This is a genomic window from Roseateles sp. P5_B10 (assembly GCF_056400485.1).
Window position 1 is genome coordinate 1 of the sequence record NZ_JBFULE010000090.1, and the last position, 12,989, is coordinate 12,989.

17 protein-coding genes are annotated in these 12,989 nt (G+C 68.3%); 8 read left to right on the forward strand and 9 right to left on the reverse strand.

All coding sequences use genetic code 11. The features are described from left to right. Positions 1-80 precede the first annotated feature (80 nt). The 8 genes from paaD to AC1DU6_RS08735 form a co-directional block, all read right to left on the reverse strand. Positions 81-548, reverse strand: a complete 468-nt coding sequence (gene paaD, locus AC1DU6_RS08700; protein WP_457326387.1) for a 1,2-phenylacetyl-CoA epoxidase subunit PaaD — start codon at positions 546-548, stop codon at positions 81-83. Further along, positions 548-1,312: a 1,2-phenylacetyl-CoA epoxidase subunit PaaC gene (gene paaC / locus AC1DU6_RS08705; protein ID WP_477856740.1), complete on the reverse strand. Its 765-nt coding sequence runs from the start codon at positions 1,310-1,312 to the stop codon at positions 548-550. Before paaC ends, paaD begins: the two co-directional genes overlap by 1 nt. Further along, a complete protein-coding gene (paaB, locus tag AC1DU6_RS08710) occupies positions 1,312-1,659 on the reverse strand; it encodes a 1,2-phenylacetyl-CoA epoxidase subunit PaaB (protein ID WP_477856753.1) in 348 nt (115 codons plus the stop codon). Before paaB ends, paaC begins: the two co-directional genes overlap by 1 nt. 26 nt (positions 1,660-1,685) lie before the next feature. Beyond that, positions 1,686-2,690 (reverse strand): 1,2-phenylacetyl-CoA epoxidase subunit PaaA, encoded by a 1,005-nt coding sequence (paaA, locus tag AC1DU6_RS08715; protein ID WP_056195235.1) that lies wholly within the window; start codon positions 2,688-2,690, stop codon positions 1,686-1,688. Between the two features lie 114 nt (positions 2,691-2,804). Continuing rightward, positions 2,805-4,103 (reverse strand): phenylacetate--CoA ligase PaaK, encoded by a 1,299-nt coding sequence (gene paaK / locus AC1DU6_RS08720; RefSeq protein ID WP_477856743.1) that lies wholly within the window; start codon positions 4,101-4,103, stop codon positions 2,805-2,807. Further along, positions 4,100-4,528 (reverse strand): hydroxyphenylacetyl-CoA thioesterase PaaI, encoded by a 429-nt coding sequence (gene paaI, locus AC1DU6_RS08725; RefSeq protein ID WP_457323522.1) that lies wholly within the window; start codon positions 4,526-4,528, stop codon positions 4,100-4,102. The genes paaK and paaI overlap by 4 nt, the downstream gene beginning before the upstream one ends. Continuing rightward, complete coding sequence (locus AC1DU6_RS08730; protein ID WP_457323523.1) at positions 4,528-5,331, reverse strand: enoyl-CoA hydratase-related protein; 804 nt, start codon at positions 5,329-5,331, stop codon at positions 4,528-4,530. Before AC1DU6_RS08730 ends, paaI begins: the two co-directional genes overlap by 1 nt. A 74-nt stretch (positions 5,332-5,405) precedes the next feature. Further along, positions 5,406-6,347 (reverse strand): carbohydrate kinase family protein, encoded by a 942-nt coding sequence (locus AC1DU6_RS08735; RefSeq protein WP_056195223.1) that lies wholly within the window; start codon positions 6,345-6,347, stop codon positions 5,406-5,408. Positions 6,348-6,419: 72 nt separating this feature from the next. Here AC1DU6_RS08735 and moaA point away from each other — a divergent pair, with 72 nt between their 5' ends. The 3 genes from moaA to AC1DU6_RS08750 are packed head-to-tail and all read left to right on the forward strand — an operon-like array spanning position 6,420 to position 8,602. Beyond that, a complete protein-coding gene (moaA, locus tag AC1DU6_RS08740) occupies positions 6,420-7,532 on the forward strand; it encodes a GTP 3',8-cyclase MoaA (protein ID WP_477856746.1) in 1,113 nt (370 codons plus the stop codon). Then, positions 7,525-8,085, forward strand: coding sequence for a molybdenum cofactor guanylyltransferase MobA (gene mobA / locus AC1DU6_RS08745; protein WP_235531910.1), 561 nt, complete (start codon positions 7,525-7,527; stop codon positions 8,083-8,085). The genes moaA and mobA overlap by 8 nt, the downstream gene beginning before the upstream one ends. Beyond that, entirely contained in the window at positions 8,078-8,602 is a 525-nt protein-coding gene (locus AC1DU6_RS08750; RefSeq protein ID WP_082532541.1) for a GNAT family N-acetyltransferase, read from the forward strand. Before mobA ends, AC1DU6_RS08750 begins: the two co-directional genes overlap by 8 nt. Here AC1DU6_RS08750 and AC1DU6_RS08755 read toward each other — a convergent pair. After that, positions 8,588-9,160 (reverse strand): YceI family protein, encoded by a 573-nt coding sequence (locus AC1DU6_RS08755; protein ID WP_477856748.1) that lies wholly within the window; start codon positions 9,158-9,160, stop codon positions 8,588-8,590. The genes AC1DU6_RS08750 and AC1DU6_RS08755 overlap by 15 nt on opposite strands. 136 nt (positions 9,161-9,296) lie before the next feature. On the opposite strand from AC1DU6_RS08755, the gene AC1DU6_RS08760 reads away from it, so the two are divergent. The 5 genes from AC1DU6_RS08760 (at position 9,297) to AC1DU6_RS08780 (ending at position 12,888) form a co-directional block, all read left to right on the forward strand. After that, the gene (locus tag AC1DU6_RS08760) at positions 9,297-9,836 is read left to right on the forward strand and encodes an Mpo1 family 2-hydroxy fatty acid dioxygenase (protein WP_056195208.1); all 540 of its coding nucleotides are present in this window, start codon (positions 9,297-9,299) and stop codon (positions 9,834-9,836) included. 12 nt (positions 9,837-9,848) lie between these two features. Further along, complete coding sequence (locus AC1DU6_RS08765; protein WP_457323524.1) at positions 9,849-10,862, forward strand: 2-dehydropantoate 2-reductase; 1,014 nt, start codon at positions 9,849-9,851, stop codon at positions 10,860-10,862. Positions 10,863-10,947: 85 nt separating this feature from the next. After that, positions 10,948-11,526: a cysteine hydrolase family protein gene (locus AC1DU6_RS08770; RefSeq protein ID WP_457393022.1), complete on the forward strand. Its 579-nt coding sequence runs from the start codon at positions 10,948-10,950 to the stop codon at positions 11,524-11,526. Further along, positions 11,519-12,496: a GlxA family transcriptional regulator gene (locus AC1DU6_RS08775; protein ID WP_477856751.1), complete on the forward strand. Its 978-nt coding sequence runs from the start codon at positions 11,519-11,521 to the stop codon at positions 12,494-12,496. The genes AC1DU6_RS08770 and AC1DU6_RS08775 overlap by 8 nt, the downstream gene beginning before the upstream one ends. Before the next feature lie 146 nt (positions 12,497-12,642). Continuing rightward, positions 12,643-12,888, forward strand: a complete 246-nt coding sequence (locus tag AC1DU6_RS08780) for a hypothetical protein (protein WP_457325893.1) — start codon at positions 12,643-12,645, stop codon at positions 12,886-12,888. The last annotated feature ends 101 nt before the right edge of the window (positions 12,889-12,989 follow it).

Consider the following 12,989-nt stretch of genomic DNA (forward strand, 5'->3'; position numbering starts at 1 on the left):
CAGTGCCCGCCCGGCCGCCCGAAGGGCACTGGCGCCCCCTCGGGGGGCAGTGAACGAAGTGAACGTGGGGGCGTCATGTTCTAGATCGGCTTGAAGTATTCGAAGGGTTCGAGGCACTCGATGCAGCGCCACGTGGACTTGCATGCGGTGGAGCCGAAGCGGGAGAGTTGTTCCGTGCGGCCGCTGTCGCAACGCGGGCAGCGCAGGCGCGGCACGATGCGGATGGCTTGCTCGCCACTGCACTGCGGCGGCACGATGCCGTATTGCTGCAGCTTCTCGCGGCCCTCGGGCGTGATCCAGTCGGTGCTCCACGCCGGCGCACGCTGCATCGTGACGGTCACGTCGCCAAACTCAGCCAGCGCCGCCCGCACGTCGTCGGCGATCAGCTCGGTCGCCGGGCAGCCACTGTAGGTCGGCGTCAGCACAACCTCGACGCCCGACGCCGTCTCGCGCAGCTCGCGCACGATGCCCAGCTCCACCAGGCTGATCGCCGGGATCTCCGGGTCGGGCACGGCGTTGAGTTTGGCGCGCGCGGCGGTGAGATTCATCACCAGACTCCGCCGGGGTAGCTGCGCTGCAGATGCTGCATCGTCGCCAGCATGTGGCCCATGTGTTCGCTGTGGATGCCGTCAATGCCACGCGGCTGCATCGCGCTTTCGCGCGGCAGCGTGAGCGTGGCTTCGGCCATCAGCGTGGCCCAGCGGGCGCGCCATTCAGGCTCCAGCTCGTTCCATGCGGGGCCGACGCCGTCGACACCATCGGCGGCGAACAGTTCGTTGAAGTACGGCCACAGCACATTCAGCGCCGCCTGCATGCGCGCCTTGGAATCCTCCGTGCCGTCGCCCAGGCGCACCACCCAGTCGCCTGAGTGCTGGCGGTGGTAACGCACTTCCTTGATCGACTTGGCGGCAATGCCGGCCAGTTCGGCGTCCAGGCTCGTCTGCAGGCGCCCGTACAGCAGCTCCAGCCAGATCGCCATGGCCGTGTTGCGCAGCACGGTCAGCGCGAAGTCCCGCCCGCCCCCGCCATCGCTCGGGCTCGCCGCCGCATTCGGCAGCTCGACGAGGATGACGTTGCGGTAATCGCGCTCCTCGCGCAGGAAGGCCAATTGGTCTTCATCACGGCCGGCGCCTTCGAGCTTGCCGACATGCGTCAGCAGCGCACGGGCCTGGCCCAGCAGGTCCAGCGCGATATTGGGCAGCGCCAGGTCTTCCTCCAGCACCGGCGCGTGGCCGGCCCATTCGGACAGCCTCTGGCTGTGGATGAGACAGGTGTCCGCCAGGCGCAGGACGTAGGTGGTCTTGGCGTCCATCACATGTGGTTGAGCTCATCGGGGAGCTCATAGAACGTGGGGTGGCGGTAGACCTTGTCGTCGGCCGGGTCGAACAGGCTGCCCTTCTCGGTCGGGTCGCTGGCGACGATCTGCTCGGAGCGCACGACCCAGATGCTGGTGCCCTCTTGCCGGCGCGTGTAGACGTCGCGCGCCATCTGGATGGCCATGGGCGCATCGGCCGCGTGCAGGCTGCCGCAATGCTTGTGGTCCAGGCCCGCCTTGCTGCGGACAAATACTTCCCACAAAGGCCATTCCCTTGCCCCCGGACCGGCGGGTACGCCGGCCACACCCCCCGAGGGGGTGCCACCCGACTCGGGGCGGCCCAGCGTCGGGTCGTTCTTCGGATTGCTCATCACGCTGCCTCTTGTTTAACGGCTTGCTTGCGCGCATGCGCCAGGGCCGCGTCGCGCACCCAGGCGCCGTCGTCCCAGGCCTTGTTGCGGGCGGCAAGGCGCTCGCGGTTGCAAGGGCCTTCGCCACCCACCACGCGCCAGAACTCGCTCCAGTCGATCTCGCCGAAATCGTACGAATCACGCTCGGCGTTCCACTTCAGCGCGGGGTCGGGCACGGTCACGCCGAGGATGTCGGCCTGTGGGATGGTCGCGTCGACGAACTTCTGGCGCAGCTGGTCGTTGGTGACGCGCTTGATGCCCCAGCGCATGCTCTGCTCGGAGTTGGGCGAGTCCTTGTCGGCCGGGCCGAACATCATCAGCGACGGCCACCACCAGCGGTTCACCGCGTCCTGCACCATGGCCTTTTGTTGGTCCGTGCCCTTCTGCATCATGGTCAGCAGGCTCTCGTAACCCTGGCGCTGATGAAAACTCTCCTCGCGGCAGACGCGGATCATGGCCCGCGCATACGGCGCATAGGAGCAGCGGCACAGCGGCACCTGGTTCATGATGGCCGCGCCGTCCACCAGCCAGCCGATGACGCCGATGTCGGCCCAGGTCAGCGTCGGGTAGTTGAAGATGGAGCTGTACTTGGCCTTGCCCGACAGTAGCGCCTCGGTCATCTCGTCGCGGCTGGTGCCCAGGGTCTCGGCGGCGGCGTAGAGGTAGAGGCCATGGCCGCCCTCGTCCTGCACCTTGGCCAGAAGAATCGCCTTTCGCTTGAGCGTCGGCGCGCGCGTGATCCAGTTGCCCTCGGGCAGCATGCCGACGATCTCGCTGTGCGCGTGCTGGCTGATCTGGCGCACCAACGTCTTGCGGTAGTGCTCGGGCATCCAGTCCTTGGCTTCGATGAATTCGCCAGCGTCGATGCGAGCTTCAAACGCTTCCTCGCGGGCCAGCTCCTCGGCGCTTTTGACGACCTTGGGCTTGGCCTCGCGAGCCATCAGGTCCATTGCTTGCGTGTACATATCAAGCTCCTCGATTCAAAAACACGAACAAAGCCACAGAGGCACTGAGACACAGAGAAGAGGCTTCTGAATTCCTCCGTGTCTCTGTGCCTCTGTGGCTGTGTTTTGCATTCATCACTTCTTGCGTTGATCGACGACGCGCCGGGCCTTGCCCACCAGCGTGCGTTCGATGGAATTGTTCGGCTCGACCTGGATGGTCGCCGTCACACCGATCAGGTTCTTGATGCRCTCCGACAGCCTACGTCCAATGCCGTCGTCGGTGGCGCCGAGCGCCAGCTCGCASCGGATCAACAACTCATCCAGCGGCCCGTTACGGCTGACCACGAGCTGGTATTGCCCGCCCAGGCCCTTTTCCTGCAGCACCAGCYCCTCGACCTGGGTCGGGAACAGGTTGACGCCGCGGATGATCAGCATGTCGTCGCTGCGGCCGACGATCTTGCCCATGCGGCGCATGCTGCGGGACGTGGGCGGCAGCAGGCGCGTCAGGTCGCGGGTGCGATAGCGGATGACGGGCATCGCTTCCTTGGAGAGCGACGTGAAGACCAGCTCGCCTTCGGACCCGTCGGGCAGCACCTCGCCCGTCTCGGGGTCGATGATCTCGGGGTAGAAATGGTCTTCCCAGATGACCGGGCCATCCTTGCTCTCGATGCACTCGCTGGCGACACCCGGGCCCATCACTTCCGAGAGGCCGTAGATGTCCACCGCGTCGATGCCGGCGCTGGCCTCGATGTCCTTGCGCATCGCCTCGGTCCAGGGCTCGGCGCCGAAGATGCCGACCTTCAGCGACGACTCGCGTGCGTCCAGCCCCTGGCGGCTGAACTCCTCCACCAGCACCTGCATATAGCTGGGGGTCACCATGATGATGTCAGGCTTGAAGTCGGTGATCAGCTGCACCTGCTTCTCGGTCTGGCCACCGCTCATCGGGATGACCGTGCAGCCCAGCCGCTCGGCGCCGTAGTGAGCGCCGAGGCCGCCGGTGAACAGGCCGTAGCCATAGGCCACATGCACCAGATCGCCTGCGCGGCCACCCGCGGCGCGGATGGAGCGCGCGACGAGGTTGGCCCAGTTGTCGATGTCCTTCAGCGTGTAGCCCACCACCGTGGGCTTGCCCGTCGTGCCGGACGAGGCGTGGATGCGCGCCAGTTGCTGACGCGGCATCGCGAACATGCCGAACGGGTAGTTGGCACGCAGGTCGTGCTTGGTCGTGAACGGGAACTTCGCCAGGTCGGCGAGCGTCTTCAGGTCGGACGGATGCACGCCTGCCTCGTCGAACTTGGCCTTGTAGTGCGGCACATGGTCGTAGGCGTGCTGCAGGCTCCAGCGCAGGCGTTCGAGCTGCAGCGCCTGCAGCTCATCGCGGCTGGCGGTTTCGATGGCTTCGAGCTCTCCGGGGCGCGGACCTTTGACCGTCATGCTTCGAACACCTTTCTGTCGCCCAACCGGTATGAGCGGCCACGGAACACGGCGATGAGATCACCGTCCTGGTTCTTCACGGTGATGTCGTAAAGCCCCGTGCGGCCGGCCAGCGATGTTTCCTCGGCGGTGGCGGTCAGCACATCGCCGAGCCTGGCCGACTTCAGGATATCGATGCCAAAGCCGGAGGCCACCGTCAGCGCATTGCGGCTGTTGCAGGCAAAGGCAAAGGCGGAGTCCGCGAGCGTCGCGATCAGGCCGCCGTGGCAGATGGCAAAGCCGTTCAGCATGTCGGCCCGCACCGTCATCGCCGCAACCGCGCGGCCGGGGCCGACCTCGGCGATCTGCATGCCCAACATCTTGCTCGCCGCATCGGCGGTGAGCATGACGTCGCGGACCTTTTCGGCAACGGCTTGCGCATCCATCAGCGGTCCTTGAACTCGGGCTTGCGCTTGTCCATGAACGCCGCCACGCCTTCGAGATAGTCATGCGAAAAGCCGAGTTGGCTCTGCAAGGCCGCCTCGAGCTTGAGGGCGGGCTCGAAGTCGAGCTTCAGTGCCTCGTCCAGCGCGCGGCGCGTCTCGACCAGGGCGCGCGTGGGCATGCCGGCCAGCTTCTGCGCGATGGCCATGGCGGTGTCCTGCAATTCGGCGTCGGGCAGCACACGTGCGATCAGGCCCAGCCGCTCGGCGTCCACTGCCTTGAGCTTGTCGCCCAGCAACGCCAGCTCCAGCGCCTTGGCACGGCCCACCAGCCGCGGCAGCAGCCAGGTACCACCGCAATCCGGGAGGAGCCCGATCTTGGAGAAGGCCTGCAGGAAGCTGGCGCTCTCGGCCGCCAGCACGAGGTCGCAGCCGAAGGCCATGTTGGCGCCAGCGCCGGCCGCCACGCCGTTGACGGCGGCCACCACCGGCACCGGCATGCTGCGCAGCCGCAGCGCCAGCGGGATGTAGTAGTGATCCAGCATGTGGCCGATGTCCTTCGGAGCCGCACCGGGCTCGCGGCTGGGCGCCACATGCGGATCGGCCAGATCCTGGCCGGCGCTGAAGGCGCGGCCGGCGCCGGTGATCAGCACGCAGCGCGTGGCGCTGTCCTCGGCCGCCGCTTCCAGTGCCTGGCGGAGCTGGCCCAGCATGGCCGCAGTGAAGGCATTGAGCGCCTCGGGGCGGTTCAGGCGCAGCAGGCGCACGCCACCATGCTGTTCGATCTGGATCAGGTGTTCGGACATGGAATTTCTCTACCGACCGGTCGGTTAATCGTAGGAGCCTACGGGATTGGGATCAAGTAGTGCCAGGGAAAACCCTAGTCTTTGGCGATCTCAACGCGGTCCGCGAGCGCAGTGACCAGGGCTGGCCGCGGCGGCGCAAAACCGGCCACCGTGCAGGCGGCAGCCCCGGCTGCCAGAGCCCACCGCAGGTGATGCCCGGCTGGCGCACCGGCATTGCGCATCAGGCTGTCCAGCAGGCCGGCCAGGGCCGAATCGCCGGCGCCAACGGTGTCCACCACGTCCACTCGCGGCGGCCGGCCCGTGGCCTCCTCGACACCGTGATACAGCGTCGCCCCCACCTCGCCGCGCGTCAGCAGCAGCCAGGCACCAGGGTTCCAAGCGGCGATTTGGGCCAGGCCTGAGCGGTAGTCAGGCACGCGGAACAACCCGCGCAGGTCCTCGTCGGACACCTTGATGACATCGGCCAGCCGGCACATCTGCTCCAGCGTGTCGTCGTAGCTCGCGTCCATCGGCGGCGCGCGGAAGTTGGGGTCGTAGCTGATGAGACGACCCTCGCTCTTCAGCGCCTCAGCCAGTGACAGCAGCCGCCCCGCCAGCGGCTGGCGCACCAGGCCCAGGCTGCCGAAATGGGCCCAGCGCAGCCCACGCGTCCAGCCCATGGGCAGGCCTTCGGGGCGGAAATGCAGGTCGGCGCTGTCGTGGCCGATGAAGAAATAGCGCGGCGGGTCGACCTCGTGCACCACAGCCAGCAGCGGCGGCCGTGCCAACTGCTGAATGAAGCGCATGTCCAGGTTGGCCTCCTGGCTGCACTGCCAGATCTCGGCACCGAAAGGGTCCTGGCTGATGGCACCGGCAAAGGCACTCAGCTGGCCCAGCGTCGACATCGCGACCGCCACATTCCAGGGCGAACCGCCGCAGGCGCTGCGCCAGCGGTCCGGCCCGATGCGGATCAGATCGGTCAGCGCTTCGCCAAACGCAATGAACTGCGGCAGGTCGGGGTGAAGGATCTCGGCCATTCGTGCCGATTCAAACGCGCCCGGGCAACCGCCGCAAGTGCCAGGAGATTCGCCCGCTGACACAATCCCGGCATGACCGCCCGCGTGATTCCCCTGCACGACGCTCGCTCGCTACGCGTCGAGCCGCCGGCCTTGGCCAGCCAGACCGGTCTCCCACTGGCCGACGTGCTAGGCCGGCCGCTGCGTGACCTGCGCATCTCGGTCACGGACCGCTGCAATTTCCGCTGCGGCTACTGCATGCCGAAGCAGGTTTTTGACAAACACCATGAATTCCTGCCCCATGCCGATCTCCTCAGTTTTGAGGAGATCGAGCGGCTGGCCCGGGTCTTCGTCGGCCTGGGCGTCGAAAAACTGCGCATCACCGGCGGCGAACCGACGCTGCGCCGCCACCTCGAAACCCTGATCGGGATGCTGGCCCAGCTGCGCACGCCCGATGGCCGCGAGCTGGACCTGACGCTGACCACCAACGGCTCGACGCTGGTGAAAAAGGCGGCCAGTTTGYGGGCCGCCGGGCTGAAGCGCCTGACCGTCAGCCTGGACGGGCTGGACGACGCCGTCTTCCAACGCATGAACGACGTCGGCTTTCCCGTGGCGGACGTGCTGGCCGGCATCCACGCGGCGCAGGCCGTGGGCCTGGGGCCGATCAAGGTCAACATGGTCGTGCAGCACGGCGTCAACGACGACCAGATCCTGGCGATGGCGCGCCACTTCAGGCATAGCGGCATCGTGCTGCGCTTCATCGAATACATGGACGTCGGCGCCACCAACGGCTGGCGCATGGACCAGGTGCTGCCGAGTAGCGAGGTGCAGCGGCGCATCGCGGCGGAGTTCCCCATCACGCCGCTGTCGCACAGCGCTCCAGGCGAGACGGCCGAGCGCTGGGCCTATGCCGACGGCGCCGGTGAGATTGGCTTCATCTCCAGCGTGACCCAGGCCTTCTGCGGCGACTGCAACCGCGCCCGGCTGTCGACCGAGGGGCGGCTCTACACCTGCCTGTTCGCCCATCGCGGGCATGATTTGCGCGGCCTGCTGCGTGGTGAGGAATCGGTCACCGACGGGCAACTCGCCAGTGCCATCGCCGGTGTCTGGAGCGGCCGCGCGGACCGCTATTCGCAGCTGCGCGGCCAGGGCGATCCGACGCCTGATGGCGAACGCCGCGTCGAGATGCATTACATCGGTGGATGAGCTTCACGCCCTCGTTCTGGCCGGCGGGCGCGGCTCGCGCATGGGCGGTGCGGACAAGGGCTTGCAGCTGTTGCACGGCCGCCCGCTCGTCAGTCACGTCATCGAGCGCCTGGCACCGCAGGCGCGCCATGTGCTGATCAGCGCCAACCGCAACCTGGACAGCTACCGCGCCTTGGGCCACGAAGTGCTGCCTGACCCGCCTGGGCTTGAGTTCGCCGGCCCGCTGGCCGGCATGTTGGCCGGCCTCGACGCCCTCCCCGACGACGCCTGGCTGCTGACCGCGCCTTGCGACTGCCCTCACCTGCCGCTGGATCTGGCCCGGCGCCTGCTGGCCGTCGCGAAGCCCCATGGCCTCGCCTTCGCCCAGGCCGGGCGCGAACACCCGACCCATGCGCTGCTGCATGCCCGACTGCGCGAACCGTTGAGAGCCCATCTCGACGCCGCTGGTCGGGCCGTGCTCGGCTGGATGAGCGGCCGGCCCCATGGCATCGCACACTTCGACGACGAAACCGCCTTCGCCAACTTGAACCACCTCACCGATCTGCATGACTGAGGCCCATATCCGTCCCATGCTCGAGCCCGACCTGCTCGCCTACAAAGCGCTGCGCGACGCCATGCTGGCCGGCCACCCCGAGGCCTTCACGTCAGACGCCGAGACCGAAGGCCAGCGCGACCTGTCCAGCTACCGCAACCGCCTGGCCGGCGGCAGCAAGGGCGGCACGTTGTTCACGCTGGTGGCGCTGGACGACGCCCGCCTCGTCGGCGCGCTGACCTGCGAACGCGAACCGCGTGTGAAGGTGCAGCACATCGCCCACCTGATCGGCATGATGGTGTCCGACACCCATCGCGGTCGCGGCATCGGTCGGACCCTGCTCATCGCGGCCATCGCCAAGCTCAAGGCCACGCCCGGCCTGGCCCAGGTCACGCTGAGCGTGACGTCCACCAACCGCGGTGCCATCGGTCTCTACGAGAGCCAGGGCTTCGTGCGCTATGGATGTTTGCCGGACGCGATACGCCTGCCCGACGGGCGCAGGCTGGCCAAGGACTTGATGGTTTTACGGCTCGACTAGCTCGAACTGCACCACCAGCGCGTCCTGCACCGCCAGCAGCCCGCCCAGCACGGTGAACGGCTGGATGCCGAAGTCGCTCTGCCGGATGACCACCTCGCCGCGCGCACGCTTGGCTGCGATCTCGACGACGAACCACTGCCTGCGCGTCGCGCCATGCAGGGTGATCTCCGCCTCGACGACGCGCTGGCCGCCCTCGCCGAGCAGCTGCAGCGTGCGCACGACGACCTCCGGGTGGGCCGCCGCATCCAGCGCCTTCAGCAGATTGGCGCGCGTGCCGGCGCGCGCCTCGTTGTCAACGGTGCTGGCAAAGGCCGGCCCCAGGCGTTCACGCAAGGCCTGCGGGTCAATCTCCAGCGCGTCSAGCCGGAAGCTCAGCATCGGKCCGGCCGCCGGCCAGTCCACGCGCAAGTCACCGGTTCGCAGCACGTGGTTGTGGCCCAGGCGCGCCGCCGTGCCGCCGCGAAAGACGAGGATGCGCAGCTCGTTTCCGGTGGCCTCCGCCRTCACGCGGGCGGGCGGCGGGCTGGCGCAACCGGCCAGCGCGGCCAGCGTCGCCATCAGTAACAGACGGCGCTTCGGTGTCGTTTGCACACTCAACTCAGGGGTTCTCCGAGGGATTTTGTAAGCCGGCGCACAACGATGCTGCGCCATGCTGGACTAGCATAGCCACCATCCTCCTCAACGGAGCCTGCCCATGGCCAGCCTGTTCCGCCCCGCCCTCGACCTGATGGCGCAATACGCCGCCTATCACCGCGACCGCCGCAACATCGCGACCCATTTCGTCGGTATTCCCCTCATCGTCTTCGCCATCAGCGTGCTGCTGGCGCGCGCCGAGTTCTCAGTGGGCGACGCGCCGATGAATGCGGCCATCGTGCTGTGGGCCCTCAGCGCGCTCTGGTACTTGACGCGCGGCAACCTGGCGCTCGGCGTGGCCACCACGGTCGTCAACGGCATGCTGACGGCACTGGCGATGATCGCGGCCCAGGGTTCGATGACGAGCTGGCTGGTCATCGGTGTCGGCAGCTTCGTGGTCGGCTGGGTGTTCCAGTTCATTGGCCACTATTACGAAGGCAAGAAGCCAGCCTTTGTCGACGACCTCGTCGGCCTCCTCGTCGGCCCGATGTTCGTCGTCGGCGAGGGCATGTTCATGCTGGGCTGGGGCCGTGCGCTGTTGGCCGAGATCGAACGCCGCGTGGGGCCGACGCATCTGCGCGACCTGGCTCACCCCGTCTGATCCGCTGAACCCATGACCGGCGTTCTTGTGATGGGCGCCGGCTCCGTTGGCTGCTTTGTCGGTGGCCTGACCCAGCTGGCCGGCGTGCCGGTCCACTTCGTCGGCCGCCCGCGCGTACTGGCCAACCTGCGCAAGCACGGCCTGCGCCTGACCGACCAGGACGGCCTGGACCGCCACATCCCAGCACTCGACCTGCGCCTGCACGAGGAACCGCCCGCCGGCCTCAAGCCCGACCTGGTGCTGCTGTGCGTGAAGTCTGGCGCCACCGCCGAAGCCGCCACGGCCCTGGGCCTGACGCTGCCGCTGGGCACGCCCGTCGTCAGCCTGCAGAACGGCATCGCCAATGCCGACGCCGCCCGCGCCGCCGCCCCACAGCTGCACTGGCATGCGGGCATGGTGCCCTACAACATCGCCGAGATCGGACCCGGCCGCTACCACCGTGGCACCGGTGGGTCGCTCGCGGCCGAGGGCTCGGCCGAGGATCTGGCCCTGGCCGCCTGGCAGACGGCCCTGGCCCGCATGGGTATGGGGTTGGAGCTGTATGCGGACCTGGCACCGGTGCAATGGGGCAAGCTGCTGCTGAACCTGAACAACCCCGTCAATGCTTTGTCCGGCCGGCCGCTGCGCGACGAGTTGCTGGAGCGCGGCTACCGCCGCGTGTTGGCGGCGCTGCAGGAGGAAGCCTTCAACCTGCTGAACGCCGCGCAGCGCCCGGTCGCCCAGCTCACGCCACTGCCGCCACGCCGGCTGATCACGCTGCTGCGCATGCCGACCTTCATCTTCCGCCTGGCCGCCGCGCGCATGCTGCGCATTGATGCCAAGGCCCGCTCCAGCATGGCCGACGACCTGACCCAGGGCCGCACGACGGAGATCGACGCGCTGTGCGGCGAGATCGTCCGCCTGGCGCGCAGCCAGGGACGCAGCGCACCGCTGAGTGCGCGCATGCTGAACCTCGTCGAGTCCTGGCCCAAGCGCCGCCGGCCCTACACGCCGGCCGAGCTGCTGAGCGCTCTAGGTTTGTCCTGAATTGATCCATCTCCGTCTGCCAGCGCGTGGCGGCGGATGCATGATAGCGGAACACTGAAGGCCTCAACCAACAACGAGGCCCACCATGACCACTGCCCTCATCGTCATCGACGTCCAGCACTCCTTCACCCAGCGCCCCAGCTTCGAAACCGACGGCCTTGCTGCCTACCTGGCCGCGCAAAACCGCCTCATCGAGGGCTTCGAGGCCGCCGGCCTGCCCATCGTGCGCGTCTTCCACGTGCAGCCCGATGCGACCGGCGCCGACCCCTTCAGCCTGGAAAGCGGCCATGTGCGCCCGCTCGAAGGCCTGCGCGACTTCAAGGCCGACCTGACCGTGCACAAGACCCGCCACAGCGCCCTGGTCGGCAGCGGCCTGGACGTGTGGCTGACGCAGCAGGGCATCCGCCAGCTCGTCATCAGCGGCATCCGCACCGAGCAATGCTGCGAGACGACGACCCGCCATGCGTCGGACCTCGGCTGGGAGGTCATCTACGTGCCCGAGGCGACACTCACGTTCACGATGCAACACCCCGACGGCTCGCCCCTGACGCCCGCCCAGCTCCGCGCCCGCACCGCCGCCGTGCTGGACGGCCGCTTCGCCCGCATCATGGATGCAGAAGGTGCGTTGCAGGCTGTCGCCGGGAAGGAAACCGCCATTGCCTGAGCCCATACAGGTTGTCTTCGTCCTGCAGGACGACAGCCTCGTTCTCGACTGGGCCGGGCCCGCCGAGGCCCTGCGCCTGGCCAGCCTGGAGATCGCCGCGCTGAAGCTGGATGTCGCGCCCTTTGCCCTGCGCTTCGCCGGCACGCGCAGCGAATCCACAGGCTCGGTGGGCATCCAGCTGCAGGCGCTGGAGCCGCTGCCGGAAGATCTGCCCGATGGCAGCTGGATCGTGCTGGTCGGCCGCACCTCGGCCGCGGAGGCGAAGTCGCAAGCGGCCCGGCGCGAACTCATCGCCTGGCTGTCTCGCCTGGCACCTGGCCGCCCTGGGCTGCGCCTGGTCACCGTCTGCTCCGGCGCCCTGCTCGCGGCCCATGCCGGCCTGCTCGACGGCCGCCGGGCGACCACGCACCACCAGCATCTTGGCGACCTTGCCCGCCTCGCGCCCCGCTGCACGGTGCTGCAGGACCGCGTCTTCGTGCAGGACGGCGAGGTGTTCACCAGCGCCGGCGTGACGGCCGGCATCGACCTGGCCCTGCATCTGATCGCCGCGCATGCCGGCGAGCTGGTCGCCGCGCGCGTCGCCGAGCAGATGGCCGTGGCGCTGCGCCGTGGCCCGGGCGACCCCGAGCTGTCGCCTCTGCTGGCCCACCGCCAGCACCTGAATGCGCGCCTGCACCGCGTGCAGGACGCGCTGAGCGTGGCACCGGCCGAGGACTGGCCGCTGGAGCGCATGGCCGACCTCGCCGCGACCACGCCGCGCACGCTGAGCCGCCTGTTCGCCCAATACGCCGGCACCAGCCCCCAGGCCTATCTGCGCGGCGTGCGCCTGGCCGTCGCCAAGCGTTCGCTGGAGGCCGGCGCCAGCGTCAGCGCGGCCAGCGAGGCGGCCGGTTTCAACTCCGAGCTGCAACTGCGCCGCGCCTGGGCCGCGGTCGGCTGGCCGGGCACGCCATCCAGCGCCAGGCGCTAACGCAGGGCCTGGGTGGCGCCGGTTCGTCCCGCGCAATTGCAGTTCATCCGCCCGCGCCGGCGATCCGTCGCCCGGCACTCGCGGCGCCCGGGGTCAGTGACGAAACTGCAATCACTGACACAGCGAACCACCCACCGGAGCCCACCATGAACACCGCCGCCAAGACCTTCATCGTCGCCATCGCTTCCGTCGCCGCCGCAGCCGCTGCCGGTGTGAGCCTGGCCAACCGCACGGCGGCTCCGGCCACCGAGATCGTGAAGCTGGAACGCGTGGTCATCGTTGGCAAGCGTGCCGAAGCGCCGGTGGTGGCCCAGCTGCCGCGCGTCGTCATCGAAGGCCGTCGTGACGTGACCGCGGTAGCCGCCGCCCAGACGCCGATCTGGATCGTCTGAGCCCACGCTGCCGTCAGTCACCCCACCCGCCGCTGGCGGGTTTTTTCTTTTTCTAGGCGCAACAGGCATAAAGCGCCTGCACCAGCATCGCCGCGTTAGGC